This is a genomic window from Klebsiella sp. M041, assembly GCF_059759695.1.
The window spans coordinates 296249-313175 of record NZ_JCAXWU010000002.1 but is presented as its reverse complement, the minus strand read 5'-3'; the positions used below and the strand labels follow the sequence as shown (position 1 = coordinate 313175).

Annotated in this window: 18 protein-coding genes; 12 read left to right on the top strand and 6 right to left on the bottom strand. The window is 60.8% G+C overall.

The window, feature by feature from the left end; translation table 11 throughout:
- Positions 1-71: 71 nt before the first annotated feature.
- The 3 genes from AC6CWS_RS03530 to AC6CWS_RS03520 are packed head-to-tail and all read left to right on the top strand — an operon-like array spanning position 72 to position 1268.
- On the top strand, positions 72-419 hold the full coding sequence (locus AC6CWS_RS03530; protein WP_004202264.1) for a YidH family protein: 348 nt from the start codon (positions 72-74) through the stop codon (positions 417-419).
- On the top strand, positions 409-771 hold the full coding sequence (locus AC6CWS_RS03525) for a DUF202 domain-containing protein (RefSeq protein ID WP_023291446.1): 363 nt from the start codon (positions 409-411) through the stop codon (positions 769-771). Before AC6CWS_RS03530 ends, AC6CWS_RS03525 begins: the two co-directional genes overlap by 11 nt.
- Positions 768-1268, top strand: a complete 501-nt coding sequence (locus AC6CWS_RS03520) for a radical SAM protein (RefSeq protein ID WP_077269670.1) — start codon at positions 768-770, stop codon at positions 1266-1268. The genes AC6CWS_RS03525 and AC6CWS_RS03520 overlap by 4 nt, the downstream gene beginning before the upstream one ends.
- Before the next feature lie 3 nt (positions 1269-1271).
- On the opposite strand, the gene dsdA is transcribed toward AC6CWS_RS03520, so the two are convergent.
- Both dsdA and dsdX read right to left on the bottom strand, forming a co-directional pair.
- On the bottom strand, positions 1272-2600 hold the full coding sequence (gene dsdA / locus AC6CWS_RS03515) for a D-serine ammonia-lyase (RefSeq protein WP_065883523.1): 1329 nt from the start codon (positions 2598-2600) through the stop codon (positions 1272-1274).
- Between the two features lie 17 nt (positions 2601-2617).
- Positions 2618-3955, bottom strand: coding sequence for a D-serine transporter DsdX (gene dsdX, locus AC6CWS_RS03510; protein WP_065883521.1), 1338 nt, complete (start codon positions 3953-3955; stop codon positions 2618-2620).
- Positions 3956-4181: 226 nt separating this feature from the next.
- Between dsdX and dsdC the strand changes: the two genes are divergently transcribed.
- Positions 4182-5105, top strand: a complete 924-nt coding sequence (gene dsdC, locus AC6CWS_RS03505) for a DNA-binding transcriptional regulator DsdC (protein ID WP_044525088.1) — start codon at positions 4182-4184, stop codon at positions 5103-5105.
- 184 nt (positions 5106-5289) lie between these two features.
- Here dsdC and emrD read toward each other — a convergent pair whose 3' ends face one another.
- The 4 genes from emrD to tisB form a co-directional block, all read right to left on the bottom strand.
- Entirely contained in the window at positions 5290-6474 is a 1185-nt protein-coding gene (gene emrD, locus AC6CWS_RS03500; protein WP_065883516.1) for a multidrug efflux MFS transporter EmrD, read from the bottom strand.
- Positions 6475-6649: 175 nt separating this feature from the next.
- Positions 6650-7483, bottom strand: coding sequence for an EamA family transporter (locus AC6CWS_RS03495; protein ID WP_065883514.1), 834 nt, complete (start codon positions 7481-7483; stop codon positions 6650-6652).
- A 66-nt stretch (positions 7484-7549) separates the two neighbouring features.
- Positions 7550-7996, bottom strand: a complete 447-nt coding sequence (locus AC6CWS_RS03490) for a GNAT family N-acetyltransferase (protein ID WP_004202251.1) — start codon at positions 7994-7996, stop codon at positions 7550-7552.
- A 90-nt stretch (positions 7997-8086) separates the two neighbouring features.
- Complete coding sequence (tisB, locus tag AC6CWS_RS03485; protein WP_004145059.1) at positions 8087-8206, bottom strand: type I toxin-antitoxin system toxin TisB; 120 nt, start codon at positions 8204-8206, stop codon at positions 8087-8089.
- Between the two features lie 630 nt (positions 8207-8836).
- Here tisB and ivbL point away from each other — a divergent pair.
- The 8 genes from ivbL (at position 8837) to AC6CWS_RS03445 (ending at position 16725) form a co-directional block, all read left to right on the top strand.
- Positions 8837-8932: an ilvB operon leader peptide IvbL gene (gene ivbL, locus AC6CWS_RS03480; RefSeq protein ID WP_002923286.1), complete on the top strand. Its 96-nt coding sequence runs from the start codon at positions 8837-8839 to the stop codon at positions 8930-8932.
- Between the two features lie 104 nt (positions 8933-9036).
- Complete coding sequence (ilvB, locus tag AC6CWS_RS03475; protein ID WP_065883511.1) at positions 9037-10725, top strand: acetolactate synthase large subunit; 1689 nt, start codon at positions 9037-9039, stop codon at positions 10723-10725.
- Between the two features lie 3 nt (positions 10726-10728).
- Positions 10729-11016, top strand: coding sequence for an acetolactate synthase small subunit (gene ilvN / locus AC6CWS_RS03470; protein WP_017899675.1), 288 nt, complete (start codon positions 10729-10731; stop codon positions 11014-11016).
- A 150-nt stretch (positions 11017-11166) separates the two neighbouring features.
- Positions 11167-11760 carry a response regulator transcription factor UhpA gene (gene uhpA / locus AC6CWS_RS03465; protein ID WP_023291438.1) on the top strand — a complete coding sequence of 198 codons (594 nt, stop codon included), beginning with the start codon at positions 11167-11169 and terminating at the stop codon, positions 11758-11760.
- Between the two features lie 17 nt (positions 11761-11777).
- Positions 11778-13259, top strand: a complete 1482-nt coding sequence (uhpB, locus tag AC6CWS_RS03460) for a signal transduction histidine-protein kinase/phosphatase UhpB (RefSeq protein WP_072199062.1) — start codon at positions 11778-11780, stop codon at positions 13257-13259.
- A gap of 11 nt (positions 13260-13270) precedes the next feature.
- Positions 13271-14599 (top strand): MFS transporter, encoded by a 1329-nt coding sequence (locus AC6CWS_RS03455; protein ID WP_017899678.1) that lies wholly within the window; start codon positions 13271-13273, stop codon positions 14597-14599.
- Positions 14600-14744: 145 nt separating this feature from the next.
- On the top strand, positions 14745-16136 hold the full coding sequence (uhpT, locus tag AC6CWS_RS03450) for a hexose-6-phosphate:phosphate antiporter UhpT (RefSeq protein WP_065883505.1): 1392 nt from the start codon (positions 14745-14747) through the stop codon (positions 16134-16136).
- A 136-nt stretch (positions 16137-16272) separates the two neighbouring features.
- Positions 16273-16725: a DUF1198 family protein gene (locus AC6CWS_RS03445; RefSeq protein ID WP_002923278.1), complete on the top strand. Its 453-nt coding sequence runs from the start codon at positions 16273-16275 to the stop codon at positions 16723-16725.
- Positions 16726-16927: the final 202 nt, after the last annotated feature.

Below are 16927 nucleotides of genomic sequence, written 5' to 3'. Positions count from 1 at the left end.
CGCCGATGCTTCTCCCCGGTTCCTGATTTACGCTATGCTGAAGCCTGCTGCGCGATGAACAAGGAACCGTCATGAAAATCTCCCGCCTCGGCGAAGCGCCTGATTACCGCTTTTCGCTGGCTAACGAACGCACCTTTCTGGCGTGGATCCGCACGGCGCTCGGTTTTCTTGCCGCTGGCGTCGGTCTTGACCAGCTAGCGCCAGACTTTGCCACGCCGCTGATCCGTGAAATTCTCGCCCTGCTGCTGTGCCTGTTTGCCGGCGGCATGGCCATCTATGGCTATCTGCGCTGGCTGAACAACGAGAAGGCGATGCGCCTGAAGCAGGATCTCCCCTATACCCGGACGCTGCTGGTGATTAGCATCCTGCTGCTGGCGGTGGTGGTCGCGGTGATGCTGCTGGTGCTGTATGGCGGATAAACGCCGGGCGCGGCGGGAAAGCGACCCGGGGCTACAGCCAGAGCGCACCTCCCTGGCCTGGTTTCGCACCCTGCTGGGCTATGGCGCGCTGATGGCGCTGGCGATTAAGCACAGCTGGCACCGCGCCGGACTGCCGTTCTGGCTGTCGATCGGCGTGCTGGCGATAGTGGCGGGGATCCTTTGGGGCTATACCCGCCGTCGTCATCTGATGGACGTCGACGACAGCGATTTTTTGCAGCCGCGGGCGGTTCGTGACAAATTTTTGATCGCACTCGCAGTACTTTCTCTGGCATTCCTGTTTGCTGTTACTCACCTTCAACAGATCGTTTCATTCATTAGGGATATGTCATGACAGGATGTCCGGCGAATTTGCCTCTCACTCATGCCCCCGGCCAGCAACATGACACTCCCTTTCAGGCGGTAGTGGTCGAGGCGGAGCATTGCCGCCAGCCGCAGGCGTTCTATGCGCAGCTGCGTCAACAGGGGCTTACGGCTATCCATTTTGTTCCGCAGCTGGCGGCTGGCGACGCCGCGCTGTGGGGAGAGTTTCTCTGCGCGGTCTTTCACCGCTGGGTGCGGGAAGATATTGGCCGTATCAATATTTTGCTGTTCAGCGAGACGCTGAGCGCTTGGTGCGGCGAGTTGATAACGCAGGCGGGCGCGCCGGCGGCCAACAGCGCCTGCTACGGCTGTCCGTGGCTACGCCTGTGCCGCTGCGGCGAACAGGAAGACCCGCTGTGCGCGGGTTATCGGCAGTTCTACGATCTCAGCGGGCCCTATATGCGAGTGATGCGGGACCTGCGCCGACAGCAGCGGCCGCCAGAGGCGTTGATGCCGCTGCTGCGCTGAAGATTAGCGCCCCTTCGCCAGATACTGCGCCATCTCCTCTTCCGGCACCATTCCGCCGCCGGTGGCCCACACCAGGTGGGTCGCCTGCTGCAGCTGTTGCTCACTCAGTCCTTGCAGCTGATGGTACGCTTTGCTGGCGCAGACGCGCTGCGGCCCGGCCATCCCGGCCAGCGCAGAGGGCTCAAGGCGGATATTTTCCGCTGTCGCCAGCCAGCCCAACATGTCATACATCGTCTGGTCGTCAAGGGTATAGAACCCGTCGAGCAGGCGCTCCATTGCCCGGCCAACGAAGCCGGACGCCCGGCCGACCGCCAGACCGTCGGCGGCGGTCAGGTTATCAATGCCTAAATCCTGCACCGCTATCTGGTCATGAAGCCCGGTGTAGACGCCGAGCAGCATGCAGGGAGAGTGGGTCGGTTCGGCGAACAGGCAGTGAACGTGGTCGCCAAAGGCCAGCTTGAGGCCAAACGCCACGCCGCCGGGGCCGCCGCCGACGCCGCACGGCAGGTAGACGAACAGCGGATGGTCGGCATCGACCACCCGTCCTGCTTTGGCGAACTGCGCCTTCAGGCGCTCGCCGGCCACGGCATAGCCGAGGAACAGCGTGCGCGAATTTTCATCGTCGATGAAAAAGCAGTTCGGGTCGGATTCCGCCGCCTTGCGTCCCTGTTCGACCGCCACGCCGTAGTCCTCTTCATACTCCACCACCGTCACGCCGTGGCTGCGCAGTTTGGCCTTTTTCCACGCCCGGGCGTCCGCGGACATATGTACGGTAACCTTAAAGCCGATGCGGGCGCTCATGATGCCGATCGACATCCCGAGGTTGCCGGTTGAGCCGACGGCGATGCTGTACTGGCTGAAGAACTGTTTAAACTCCGGCGTCAGCAATTTGCGATAATCATCTGCGGTAGTCAGCAGCCCGGCCTCGAGCGCCAGCTTTTCCGCATGGGTCAGCACTTCATAAATGCCGCCGCGCGCTTTGATCGAGCCGGAGATCGGCAGATGGCTGTCTTTTTTCAGCAGCAGTTCGCCGCCAATCGGCTGGCCGAATTTTTGCTCGAGGCGGTGCTTCATTGCCGGAATGGCGACCACTTCCGATTCGATGATCCCGCCGCTGACGGCCGTTTCCGGGAAGGCTTCCGCCAGATAGGGCGCGAAGCGCTGAAGGCGGGCATGGGCGTCCTGCACGTCGTCGGCGGTCAGGCCGACGTAAGGCAATCCCTCCGCCAGAGGGGTGGTGGCGGGGTTAAACCAGGTGGTTTCTTTCAGGGCGATCAGATCCTGCACAAGCGGGAAGGTCGCGGTCAAGGTAGTCAATTCAGCGTGTTTCATCATACGTCTCTTTGCGCTCAGATAATGAAAGAAAGCAGGAAGGTGGCGGCCAGTGCAAGTAGCGACGCGATAAAAGTCGCCGTCGTGTAGTACTTGAACGTTTCACTGAGGCTTGCGCCGCAGTACTGTTTGACCAGCCAGAAGAGGGAATCGGTGACGATCGTGCAGCCAATGGCGCCGGAACCGATAGCAATAGCGATGATCTCCGGGCTGACGCCGGGATAGAGCGGCAGCATCGGCGCGACGATGGCGGTGGCGCCCATCATCGCCACGGTGGCGGAGCCGACGGCGGCGTGCAGGATAAGCGCCACCAGCCAGGCCAGCAGAATCGGGTGCATATCGAGGTTCGACAGGATCACCGCCAGGCTATCGGCCAGGCCGCTGGATTTTAAGATCGCGTTGAACGCGCCGCCTGCGCCGATAATCAGCAGGATGTTGGCGATCGACCCAAAGCCATTTTCAGTATGGGTTAGCAGGACGCCCATCCCCATTTGCCGACGAATGCCGAGCATGTAATACGCGACAAAGACGGCGATAAACATCGCGGTGATGGGGTTGCCGATAAATTCCAGCACCGTATACAGCGTGCCGCCTTTCGCCATGTTCAGTTCGGCGACGGTTTTCACCAGCATCAGGCCAATCGGCAGCAGTACGGTAAACAGCGTGGCGCCGAGCGACGGCAGCGTCGACGCCTCGCGGACCTCAAGATTGGCAAATTCGGCCGGGACCGGTTTGTACGGCAGGCGGTTGCCTAACGCTCGGAGAAACAGCGGGCCGCCAACCAGCGAGGCGATCAGACCGACCAGCAGGCCATAGACAATCACTGTGCCAATATCGGCGCCCAGTTTGTTAGCGACAAACAGGGCCGCCGGATGCGGAGGGACCACGCAGTGCACCGCCATCAGCGCGGTACACAGCGGAATAGCCAGCTTCAGCAGCGAGGTGTTGGTTTTTTTGGCGATGGAGAAGGCCAGCGGGATCAGCAGGACCACGCCGACTTCGACAAACAGCGTGATGCCGCAGATCAGGCCGACCAGCACCATAATCACGTCCGCCGACAGCCAGCGGCAGCGCTGCAGCGTCAGGCCGATGCGCTCCGCCGCGCCGGAGACCTCCATCATCTTGCCGAGAATGGTGCCGAGGCCGATCACCGCCGCCAGGAAGCCCAGCGTGCCGCCGATCCCGCTCTCAATGGCGTTGACCATCTCCAGCGGGCCCATTCCCATCATCGCGCCGACGAGAAAGCTCGCCAGCAGCAGCGCCAGAAAAGGATGAAACTTCAGTTTGACGATCGTTAAGACGATTAACACGATGCTGATCAGCAGCGTGCTCACAACCCAGACTTGCGAACCCATATTCCACCTCGCCTGTGAAAAATCTGGCCTTATTGAAGCGAGAAACCTCATGGGCTGACAAACGATATAAATGGGCTTTAAGGTGAGGAGAATTGAATCAAATGGGTGATTTGGCTCAAAAACAGACCATTAAACATGCTGTGGGTCAAATTAATTCACCCTTTAGCGGCAAAACCGGCGTGATTTTTTTATCATCAACAGCCACTGTATTAGCCAGGAGCGCGTGATGGATGTGCTAAAAAACATAGGTACCCGGCTGCTGAACGGCTGGCAGCTTTCCAGGCTGTCGACCTTTGAAGTAGCGGCGCGGCACGAGTCGTTTGCCCTGGCCGCCGACGAGCTGGCGCTCACGCCTGGCGCCGTCAGCCACCGGATTAATCAGCTGGAAGCGGAGCTGGGGATCCTGCTCTTTGTCCGCTCGCATCGCAAAGTTGAGCTGACGCGTGAAGGTAAGCGGGTCTACTGGGCGCTGAAGTCGTCGCTGGATGGCCTCAATCAGGAGATCCTCGACATCAAAAACCAGGAGCTCTCCGGCAGTCTGACGGTCTACTCGCGGCCCTCTATCGCCCAGTGCTGGCTGGTGCCGGCTCTGGGAGACTTTACCCGCCGTTACCCGGCCATCTCCCTCACCGTGCTGACCGGCAACGAGAACGTTAACCTGCAGCGGACGGGCATCGATCTGGCGATCTATTTTGATGATGCGCCGTCGTCGCAGCTGAGCCACCATTTTCTGATGGATGAGGCGATCGTGCCGGTATGTACGCCGAATTACGCGCACCAGCGGCAGTTAATGTCGAATCCGGGTAATCTGCGCCACTGTACCTTGCTCCACGACCGCCAGGCATGGAGCAACGATTCCGGCACCGATGAGTGGTATAGCTGGGCGCAGCAGTTTGCGGTGGACCTGCCGCCATCGTCGGGCATTGGCTTCGATCGTTCCGATTTAGCGGCGATCGCGGCGATGAACCACCTCGGGGTGGCAATGGGGCGTAAGCGGCTGGTGCAGAAGCGGCTGGAGAGCGGGGAGTTGATCGCCCCGTTTGGCGATATGACGCTGAAATGCCACCAGCACTACTATGTGACCACCCTGCCGGGTCGCCAGTGGCCGAAAATCGACGCCTTTATCGAGTGGCTGCATAGTCTGACCTGAAAATGAGCCGGGCTACCCCTCTGTGATGTTGGACAGGCCGGGTAAGGCGTGAGCCGCCACCCGGCAACATTACGGTACGGCGCCTGATAACCGCCCGGCGGCGCTGCGCTTGCGCGGGCCTACAGAGGACAGAACGGTAGGCCGGGTAAGGCGTCAGCCGTTATCCGGGGAGCGGCCGCCGCGCTTATACCGGCTGCTGATGATGGGTAAAGCGCGAGGCCAGCGGCAGCCAGCACAGCAGAATCAACAGGCCCATCAGCATCATCAGCAGCCCGAGACTGCTCTGACCGGTTTGCGGCATCATTGCTGACAGCCAGGCCAGCACGCCGGAACCGATATTCTGCAAGCCGCCAACCAGCGCCCCGGCGGTACCGGCGAGGAACGGGAATGGCTCCATCGCGCCGCTGGTGGCCAGCGGGAACAGCATGCCGGCGCCAAAGAAGAACAGCGCCGCCGGCACCAGCAGGGTCCAGACGGTCATAACGCCCAGCAGCCCCGGGATCCACATCATCAGACCCGCCAGCAGGCAGCAGATAACCGATTGCCACATCAGGGTCGGGAAACGCTTGTTCGGCCGGCCGGCAAACCAGGCGCCGAAGAAGGCGGCCGGGATCGGCAGAATAAACAGAATACTCACCGCCATGCTGCTCAGGCCGAGCACCGCGCCCATCAGTACGCCGGAACAGGCTTCGAATACCGCAATTCCCGCCAGGCCGCCGATCAGCATGAGCAGGTAACAGTTAAAGGCGCCGGTGCCGAACAGCGTTTTGTAGCTGGCCAGAAGTTTGGTGCGCGGCGCGCCCTCCGGGCGCGTTTCCGGCATCCATTTCGCCATGCTAAAGGTCACCCCCGCGCACAGCACCAGCAGGAAGGCGTAACAGGCGCGCCAGTTCCACAGGGTGTCGAGGATGCCGCCGAGCAGCGGGGCAATCAGCGGGCTGACCAGAATTCCCATATTTAACAGGCTATTGGCATGACGCAGTTGGGCGCCTTCGTACAGATCGCGGGGCAGGGTGCGCGCCATCACGCCGCCGACGCCGGTGCCCATCCCCTGCATGGCGCTGGCGGCGATCAGCACCGGCAGGCTATGGGTGGTAATGGCTACCAGCGTCGCCAGCATAAAAATCGACATCCCGACGAGGATCACCGGGCGGCGACCCACGCGGTCGGAGAGCGGGCCGTAAAACAGCTGTGAAATACCGTAGGTCAGCAGGTAGGCCGCCATTACGCTTTGTACCGCCCCTTCGCGGACGTTCAGCGTGACCGCCATGTCGGCGATGGCCGGAATATAGATGGTCTGCGCCATCTGGCCGACGGCCACCAGCAGTACCAGCATCAACAACAAATTGAAGTTTTTATGCCGTTTCATGTCGATGAATACTTTGTGAGTAAATAAAAATGAAGAATATGTGACTGGCACACACCGTAAACGATGGAGGAATCTACCATATAAAAATGACATAACAACTGCAAAGTGCCGATTGTTGAGGGAATTCCAGGCAGATTATGTAAACAGGAACGGCAACTAATGTTGCCATTTCAGGCTACGCGAGGCGCAGGAGGATCGCCCCGGCGGCAATCCCGCAGGCGGCGACGATGCGCAGCGGCATCAGTTGCTCTTTCAGGACGATAAACGCGATCAGCGCGCCGAACAAAATGGAGGTTTCACGCAGCGCGGCGACCACCGCCAGCGGCGCCTGGGTCATCGCCCACAGCGCCAGGCCGTAGGAGCCCATGGTGCCGATCCCGCCGAGGATACCTTTTCGCCAGTGCAGGCGCAGATAGCGGCTGGCTTCAGCGCGGCGGGTCATCATTGCCCAACTTAGCAGGCAGAAGCCGTTCATAAAAAAGGTCCACAGGGTGTAGCCCAGCGCCGAGCCCGCCAGCCGGACGCCGGTGCCATCCACCAGCGTATAGCCGGCGATAAAGCAGGCGTTGATCAGCGCCAGCACGATGCCTTTGCGGGAGCTGGCGCGGCCGTTAAAGGCCATCGCCAGAATGGCCAGGCAGATGACGCCGATGCCCAGCCAGGCCAGCGGCGACAAACGATCGCCGAGAAACAGCACGCTTATCGCCGCCACCAGCAACGGGGCAGTCCCCCGCATCAGCGGATAGGTCTGGCTCATATCCGACACCTGATAGGTCTTCGCCACCAGCACCGTATACACCACCTGTAACGCGCACGACGCCAGCAGATAGGGGGCGCTGGCCAGCGTGGGCTGCGGGGCAAAGGGCAGCATCACCAGGGCGATCAGCGCGGCCGAGCCGCTGACGCCGATCGCCGCGTACATTTTATCGCCGCTGGCTTTGACAATAGCGTTCCAGCTGGCGTGCAGCAGGGCGGCGAACAGCAAAATGCAGAATACGGTGAGGGTCATCGCAGACAGGTTCAACAGTGAAGGTCACCGGACTGTAACACGCGCCCGCGCTGCCAGCCAGCGGGGCTACAGCGAACAAAACAGGCGATGCGTCACCCGCGGTTCATCGTACACCGGGCGGAAGCCAAGTCTTTCATAAAAGGGCCAGGCCTGCGCCGGAGCGTGGGTGTTGAGAAAATCGAACCAGGCGCTGGAGTGGGTGATAACCGAGACCAGCAGCTGCTGGCCGATCCCCCGGCGGCGGTAGCGCTCGCTGATGTAGAGGTGGCGAATACGCCCGGCCCGCGGCTGGGGGCTGAAGGGATCGCTATTGATGCCGCATACCCCAACCAGCTGGTGATTCACGAAGGCGCCCAGCAGCGTTTCGCCCGGCGCGGTAAAGCGGTTTTTGCCGCTCTGCCAGTTTTCCGCCAGGCGGCGCAGCATATTGAAATGCTGTTCAAGGCTTTCGGTGCGCAGCGCCGCGAACCCCGGGGCATCCGGCGTCGTGGCGGCAATTAACAGGGGTGGCATAGCTTCCTCCATCAAGTCATCCCGGGACGCCCGGCGGGCGCCTGCAGGGGGGCGGTTTCCCGCCCCCCTCAGGTGCGACTTGAACCTGAATCAGCGGAACTGTTTCAGGACTGCATCAAGTAGTTGCAACACAGCAACCATGAGTTTCAGGATTAAAATAATAATATCCATTCCGCCCATACGCGCGTCTCCTGTGGTTAAGGAGCACAATAAGCTGACGTACCTTTCCGCTGCCCGTTGTCAGCTTATCCCTGCCTGTCGCCGGCGGCGTCGCCCTGGCCTGTGGTGGCTCCTTCCGTGGACGGCTTCCCGGCCCGCCGCCTGCAACGACAGGGGTGCGCAGCGCTGAACCACGCGTTGCCGCGCGGGCCAGTAACTGCACGTTGTTGACGTAACACAGTGTGCTCTCTCGGGGTTAAGGCACTGACGGCACCACCCGTTTCAGCCAGGACTTCGTTGCGCCGGTCAAACTTGCGGCCCCCGAATGGCACACCGTGAACACACCCAGTATAGATAAATACTGTATGGATGAACAGTATTTTTTGGACAAATCCGCCGCGCTATCCCATACTCTATGACAGAGAAAAACCGACCTTAAATTGCGCGAACTGCAGCGATCGCGTATACTTTTGGCGTTGACGTAATACAGTGTGCTTGCGGCTACCACCTGTAACCATGCTGATAAAAACCTCGCTCCGGCGGGGTTTTTTGTTTTCTGCCCTTTTGCGCCGAACTGTGATCTTTCGCGCAAATTTTCGTGGATGAAAATAAATCCATTGTGAAAACGTAAAACCTGTGTTTGTATAAATTCAGCTTATTTTTCGACACAACAGGTCCCTAATGAACGCAACCCTGATCGCTTCGACCCTACTAAAAACCGCGCCTGCCGCGGTGGTCGTCGTGTCTGTGGTGGTCGTCGTCGGCAATGCGCCGTAGGGTCCGGAACAACACGAATTCCAAACCCCGCCGGCGCAAACCGAGCGGGGTTTTTTGTTGGCGAGCCCCCCGGTAAAGTCGGCCCAGAAGAAAAGGACTGGAGCATGGCAAGTTCGGGCACCACATCAAACACAATGCGCTTTACCGGCGCGCAGCTGGTTGTTCATTTACTGGAACGCCAGGGTATCACTATGGTTAGCGGCATTCCGGGCGGCTCCATCCTGCCTATCTACGATGCCTTAAGCCAGAGCACGAAGATCCGCCACATCCTGGCGCGCCACGAGCAGGGCGCGGGCTTTATCGCCCAGGGGATGGCGCGTACCGAAGGCAAACCGGCGGTCTGTATGGCCTGCAGCGGCCCGGGGGCGACGAACCTGGTGACGGCGATCGCCGATGCCCGCCTGGATTCGATTCCGCTGGTCTGCATCACCGGCCAGGTGCCGGCATCGATGATCGGCACCGACGCCTTCCAGGAAGTGGACACCTACGGCATCTCTATCCCCATCACCAAACATAACTATCTGGTGCGCGACATCGCCGAGCTGCCGCAGGTGATCAGCGACGCCTTCCGTATTGCTCAGTCCGGGCGTCCCGGACCGGTGTGGATAGACATTCCTAAGGACGTACAGTCGGCGACCATTGAGCTGGAAACGCTGCCGGAGCCGGGCGAGCGCGCCGCAGCGCCGGCATTCGCCCCCGAAAGCGTGCGCGAAGCGGCGGCGATGATCAACGCGGCGAAGCGTCCGGTGCTCTATCTGGGCGGCGGGGTGATTAACGCGCCGCAGGAGATCCGTGAGCTGGCGGAAAAAGCCAACCTGCCGACCACCATGACCCTGATGGCGCTGGGCATGCTGCCGAAGGCGCACCCGCTGTCGCTGGGGATGCTGGGCATGCATGGCGCGCGCAGCACCAACTTCATTCTGCAGGAGGCGGATTTACTGATTGTTTTAGGCGCGCGTTTTGATGACCGGGCGATTGGCAAGACCGAGCAGTTCTGCCCGAACGCGAAGATTATCCACGTCGATATCGACCGCGCCGAGCTGGGCAAAATTAAGCAACCGCACGTGGCGATTCAGGGCGATGTGGCGGAAGTCTTAGCCCAGCTGAACCCGCAGGTTGAGGCACAGCCGCGCGAGGAGTGGCGCCAGCTGGTGGCCGACTTGCAGCGCGAATTCCCCTGCGCCATCCCGCAGGAAAGCGACCCGCTCTCCCATTATGGCCTGATTAACGCCGTGGCCGCCTGCGTGGATGATGAAGCGATCATCACCACCGACGTAGGCCAGCACCAGATGTGGACGGCGCAGGCCTACCCGCTCAACCGTCCGCGGCAGTGGCTGACCTCCGGCGGTCTTGGCACCATGGGCTTCGGCCTGCCGGCGGCGATCGGCGCGGCGCTGGCGAATCCGCAGCGCAAGGTTATCTGCTTCTCCGGCGACGGCAGCCTGATGATGAATATTCAGGAGATGGCCACCGCCGCTGAAAATCAGCTGGATGTAAAAATTATCCTGCTGAACAACGAAGCGCTGGGGCTGGTGCATCAGCAGCAGAGCCTGTTCTATCAGCAGGGGGTTTTTGCCGCCACCTATCCGGGGATGATTAACTTTATGCAGATTGCCGCCGGTTTTGGCCTGCAAACCTGTGATTTAAATAACGAAGCCGATCCGCAGGCAGCGCTGCAGGCGATCATCGACCGTCCGGGGCCGGCGCTGATCCACGTGCGCATCGACGCGCAGCAGAAAGTGTATCCGATGGTACCGCCGGGTGCGGCTAATACTGAAATGGTGGGGGAATAAGCCATGCAAAAACACTGTGATAACGTCATCCTGGAGCTCACCGTCCGCAACCACCCCGGCGTCATGACCCACGTCTGCGGGCTTTTTGCCCGCCGCGCGTTTAACGTCGAAGGTATTCTCTGTCTACCGATTCAGGGCAGCGAACACAGCCGCATCTGGCTGCTGGTGAACGACGATCAGCGTCTCGGGCAGATGATTAGCCAGATTGAAAAGCTGGAAGATGTCACCAAAGTGGCGCGTAACCAGTCCGATCCCACCATGTTTAACAAAATTGCGGTGTTCTTCGAGTAACGCTCAAGGCTTGAACAGCTAGGCGCTTACCGCTAAGGTAAGCGCCTTTGCCGGATGGCGCTGCGCTAATCCGGCCTACAGGGAGTGAATCCGTAGGCCGGATAAGGCGTTTACGCCGCCATCCGGCGCTTTCAGGCACCAGGAAACACCATGACCACCATCGCCCTTATTGACGATCATTTGATTGTCCGCTCCGGCTTTGCTCAGCTGCTGGGGCTGGAAACTGATTTTCAGGTTGTCGCCGAATTTGGCAGCGGCCGCGAGGCGCTGGCGGGGTTGCCGGGGCGCGGCGTTCAGGTCTGTATCTGCGATATCTCGATGCCGGATATTTCCGGGCTGGAGCTGCTCAGCCAGCTGCCGAAGGGGATGGCGACCATCATGCTGTCGGTGCACGACAGCCCGGCGCTGGTCGAGCAGGCGCTCAACGCCGGCGCGCGTGGCTTTCTGTCGAAACGCTGCAGCCCGGACGAACTTATCGCCGCGGTGCGCACGGTGGCGGCGGGCGGCTGCTATCTCACGCCGGATATCGCCATGAAGCTGGCCGCCGGGCGTCAGGATCCGCTCACCAAACGCGAACGTCAGGTGGCGGAAAAGCTGGCGCAGGGCATGGCGGTAAAAGAGATCGCCGCTGAGCTCGGGCTGTCGCCGAAAACCGTCCACGTTCACCGCGCCAACCTGCTGGAAAAGCTGGGCGTCAGCAATGACGTCGAGCTGGCGCGCCGCATGTTTGACAGCTGGCAATGAAGAACTTACTCCCGCGCCTGCTGTCGGTGATCGGCTGCGCCTTTATCTTCGCCGCCGCCTGGTTTTGTCTGTGGAGCATCAGCCTGCATCTGGTGGAGCGCGCCGATCTGGCGGTGCTGCTGTTCCCCTTCGGCCTGCGGCTGGGGCTGATGCTCCAGTGCCCGCGCGGCTACTGGCCGGTGCTGCTGGGAAGCGAGTGGCTGCTGATCTTCTGGCTGACGCAGGAAGTGGCGCTGGCGCATCCGATAATATTGATGACCGGAAGTCTGCTGACCCTCCTGCCGGTGGCGCTGATCTCGCGATATCGCCAGCAGCGCGACTGGCTGACGCTTCTGCGTCAGGGCGGGGCGTTAATGGCCGCCGCGCTGCTGCAATCGCTGCCCTGGCTGGCGGAGGGGGACGAGGGGCTTAACGCCCTGCTGTTGACGCTCACCGGCGGCCTGACCCTGGCGCCGACCTGTCTGGTGTTCTGGCACTACCTCACCAGCACCGTCTGGCGGCCGCTGGGGCCGTCGCTGGTGGCGCAGCCGGTAAACTGGCGCGGGCGGCATCTGATCTGGTATCTGCTGTTATTCACCATAAGCCTGTGGCTGCAGCTTGGGCTGCCCGCCGAGCTCTCCCGCTTTACCCCGTTTTGCCTCGCGCTGCCGATTATCGCTCTGGCCTGGCACTACGGCTGGCAGGGAGCGCTGATCGCTACGCTGATGAACGCGATCGCCCTGATTGCCAGCCAGACCTGGCACGATCACCCCGTCGATCTCCTGCTTTCGCTGCTGGCGCAGAGCCTCACCGGGCTGCTGCTGGGGGCGGGGATCCAGCGATTGCGCGAGCTGAACCAGTCGCTACAGAGCGAGCTGGCGCGCAATCGGCGGCTGGCGGATCGTCTGCTGGAGACTGAAGAGAGCGTGCGCCGCGACGTTGCCCGCGAGCTCCACGATGATATCGGGCAGACCATCACGGCAATACGCACCCAGGCGGGGATCGTCCAGCGGCTGGCGCCGGACAACGCCAGCGTTCGCCAGAGCGGCCAACTGATTGAACACCTGTCGCTGGGGGTGTATGACTCGGTGCGTCGCCTGCTGGGCCGTCTTCGTCCGCGCCAGCTTGACGACCTGCCGCTGGAGCAGGCGGTACGTTCTCTGATGCGCGAAATGGAGCTGGAGGACCGCGGCATCGTCAGCCATCTCGACTGGCGGATTAACGAGGCGGGGCTGAGCGAAAACCAGCGCGTGACCCTGTTCCGCGTCTGCCAGGAGGGACTGAACAATATCGTCAAGCATGCCAGCGCCAGCGCCGTGACCCTGCAGGGCTGGCAGCAGGAGGAGCGACTGATGCTGGTGCTGGAGGATGACGGCTGCGGCCTGCCGCCGGGCTCCAGCGCGCAGGGGTTCGGTCTGACCGGCATGCGCGAGCGCGTGACCGCCCTGGGGGGCACGCTGACGATCTCCTGCACCCACGGTACACGGGTGTGCGTCAATCTACCGCTGCGTTACGCCTGAGAGGATCGCCGATGTTCGCCTTTTTAAAAGCCCCGCCGGACGCCGCGCCGATTAGCGATAAACGCGAGCTTGATGCGCGTTATCGCTACTGGCGTCGCCATATCCTGTTGACCATCTGGCTGGGCTACGCGCTGTTCTATTTCACCCGCAAAAGCTTTAACGCCGCGGTTCCTGATATTCTCGCCAGCAACGTGCTGACCCGCAGCGATATCGGTCTGCTGGCCACGCTGTTCTACATCACCTACGGACTGTCGAAATTTTTCTCCGGTATCGTCAGCGACCGCTCCGACGCCCGCTATTTTATGGGGCTGGGGCTTATCGCCACCGGGGTGGTGAATATTCTGTTCGGTTTTTCTTCCTCACTGTGGGCCTTCGCCCTGCTGTGGGCGCTGAACGCCTTCTTCCAGGGGTGGGGCTCGCCGGTCTGCGCCCGGCTGCTGACGGCCTGGTATTCACGCACCGAACGCGGCGGCTGGTGGGCGCTGTGGAATACGGCGCATAACGTGGGCGGCGCGCTGATCCCGATGGTGGTGGGAGCGGCGGCGCTACATTACGGCTGGCGCGCGGGGATGACCATCGCCGGCGGCCTGGCGATCCTCGCCGGATTATATCTGTGCTGGCGGCTGCGGGATCGTCCGCAGGCGGTGGGGCTACCCGCCGTAGGCGACTGGCGTCACGATGCGCTGGAGATTGCCCAGCAGCAGGAGGGCGCCGGGCTGACGCGCAAAGAGATCCTCACCCGCTACGTGCTGGCCAACCCCTATATCTGGCTGCTGTCGCTGTGCTATGTGCTGGTGTACGTGGTGCGGGCGGCGATTAACGACTGGGGCAATCTGTATATGTCGGAGACGCTTGGCGTCGATCTGGTGACCGCTAACTCGGCGGTGACCATGTTCGAGCTGGGCGGATTTATCGGCGCGCTGGTGGCGGGGTGGGGCTCGGATAAGCTGTTTAACGGCAATCGCGGGCCGATGAACCTGATCTTCGCCGCCGGAATTTTGCTGTCGGTTGGCGGCCTGTGGCTGATGCCGTTCGCCAGCTACGTGATGCAGGCGGCCTGCTTCTTCACCACCGGTTTCTTCGTCTTCGGCCCGCAGATGCTGATCGGCATGGCGGCGGCGGAGTGTTCGCATAAAGAGGCCGCCGGGGCGGCCACCGGGTTTGTCGGCTTGTTCGCGTATCTTGGCGCGTCGCTTTCCGGCTGGCCGCTGGCGCAGGTAATGGATATCTGGCACTGGACCGGATTCTTCGTGGCGATCGCGATTGCCGCCGGCATTTCCGCGCTGCTGCTGCTGCCTTTCTTAAACGCCCAGGCGCCGCGCGCGGCCAGTGAAGCGTGATGCATCTCACTCTTTCGCCGAGAATGGGGCAAAACTAGGAAATATTCCCGGTTTCACCTGGACGCCGTCTCAGGCCAGACGGCGCGCTGATTTTTACAATGCCTGGCTATGACGCAGGCATAAAAAATCAGCTCAGGAGATACCCATGCTGGCCTTTCTGAATCAGGTTCGTAAGCCGACCCTGGATCTGCCGCTCGACGTGCGGCGCAAAATGTGGTTCAAACCTTTCATGCAGTCCTATCTGGTGGTCTTCATCGGCTACCTGACCATGTACCTGATCCGCAAGAACTTTAATATTGCGCAGAACGACATGATCTCCACCTACGGGTTGAGCATGACGCAGCTGGGGATGATTGGCCTGGGCTTCTCCATTACCTACGGCGTAGGGAAAACCCTGGTTTCCTACTATGCCGATGGCAAAAACACCAAGCAGTTCCTGCCGTTTATGCTGATCCTCTCCGCCATCTGCATGCTGGGCTTTAGCGCCAGCATGGGCGCGGGTTCCACCAGCCTGTTCCTGATGATCGCCTTCTATGCGCTGAGCGGTTTTTTCCAGAGCACCGGCGGCTCGTGCAGTTATTCCACCATCACCAAGTGGACGCCTCGCCGTAAGCGCGGCACCTTCCTCGGCTTCTGGAATATCTCTCACAACCTCGGCGGCGCCGGCGCGGCGGGCGTGGCGCTGTTTGGCGCCAACTATCTGTTCGACGGCCACGTGATCGGCATGTTTATCTTCCCGTCGATTATTGCGTTAATCGTCGGCTTTATTGGCCTGCGCTATGGTAGCGACTCCCCGGAATCCTATGGCCTCGGCACGGCGGAAGAGCTGTTTGGCGAAGCGATCAGCGAAGAGGATAAAGAGACCGAAGAAAACGCGATGACCAAGTGGCAGATCTTTGTTGAGTACGTGCTGAAAAACAAAGTGATCTGGCTGCTGTGCTTCTCCAACATCTTCCTCTACGTGGTGCGTATTGGTATCGATCAGTGGTCCACCGTGTATGCCTTCCAGGAGCTGAAGCTGTCTAAAGAGGTGGCGATTCAGGGCTTTACCCTGTTTGAAGTCGGCGCCCTGGTTGGCACGCTGCTGTGGGGCTGGCTGTCGGACCTGGCCAACGGCCGCCGCGCGCTGGTGGCCTGCATCGCGCTGGCGCTGATTATCGCCACCCTCGGCGTTTATCAACATGCCAGCAACCAGTACGTCTATCTGGCCTCGCTGTTTGCGCTGGGCTTCCTGGTGTTTGGTCCGCAGCTGCTGATCGGCGTCGCCGCCGTCGGTTTCGTACCGAAAAAAGCGATCGGCGCCGCCGATGGGATCAAGGGTACTTTCGCCTATCTGATCGGCGATAGCTTCGCCAAGCTTGGCCTCGGGATGATCGCCGACGGCACGCCGGTCTTCGGTCTCACCGGCTGGGCCGGCACCTTTGCGGCGCTGGACGCCGCCGCCATCGGCTGTATCTGCCTGATGACCATCGTGGCTATCTTCGAAGAGCGTAAAATTCGCCGCGAGAAAAAGAACCGTATTTTGCAGACCGCCTGATTCACCAGGTATTGGGTAACCTTGCCCGGCCTTCGCGCCGGGCTTTTTTATTTCTTGCGCATTATGCCAGGTCCGGCAGTCGACAGCAGGCAAATTCCCATTATGATAGTCAGGCCGCGATTGGATGAGAGGATGCATGATCTGGATAGGACTGGCCACCCTGGTAGTGGTGTTTGTTGTGGGATTTCGGGTGCTTACCTCTGATTCACGCCGCGCGATCCGCCGCCTGAGCGAACGCCTTGGCATTACGCCCGTCCCGCTGGAATCGATGATCGATCAGCTGGGTAAAACCGCCGGCAATGAGTATTTGCGTTACCTGGAACGGCCGAATGAAGCGCATCTGCAGAACGCCGCGCAGGTGCTGCTGATCTGGCAGGTCGCGATTGTCGACGCCAGCGAAAAAAACCTGCATTACTGGTATCGCCTGATGCAAAAAGCGCGTTTAGCGGCGCCGATCACCGAGGCGCAAATCCGTCTGGCGCAAGGGTTTCTGCGCGAGCTGGATCCGGATGTGAGCGATTTGCATAACCTTCAGCAGCGCTATAACGACCTGTTTCTCCCGGAAGACGGCGTGCACTGGTTGCACTGATATCATTGTTATCCGGCCTGTGGTTAATCGCTTTTGTGTGCCGGATGGCGGCTGCGCCTTATCCGGCCTACGGTTTACGCACTCGTCACTTGTAGGCCGGATAAGCGTAAGCGCCATCCGGCAGAATGACGAGGCCTGTATTCTCAGGCTACGCTTTTGTATTACGTTATGAAAAGCGAGAAGAGTTGCGAAAACGTTAAAT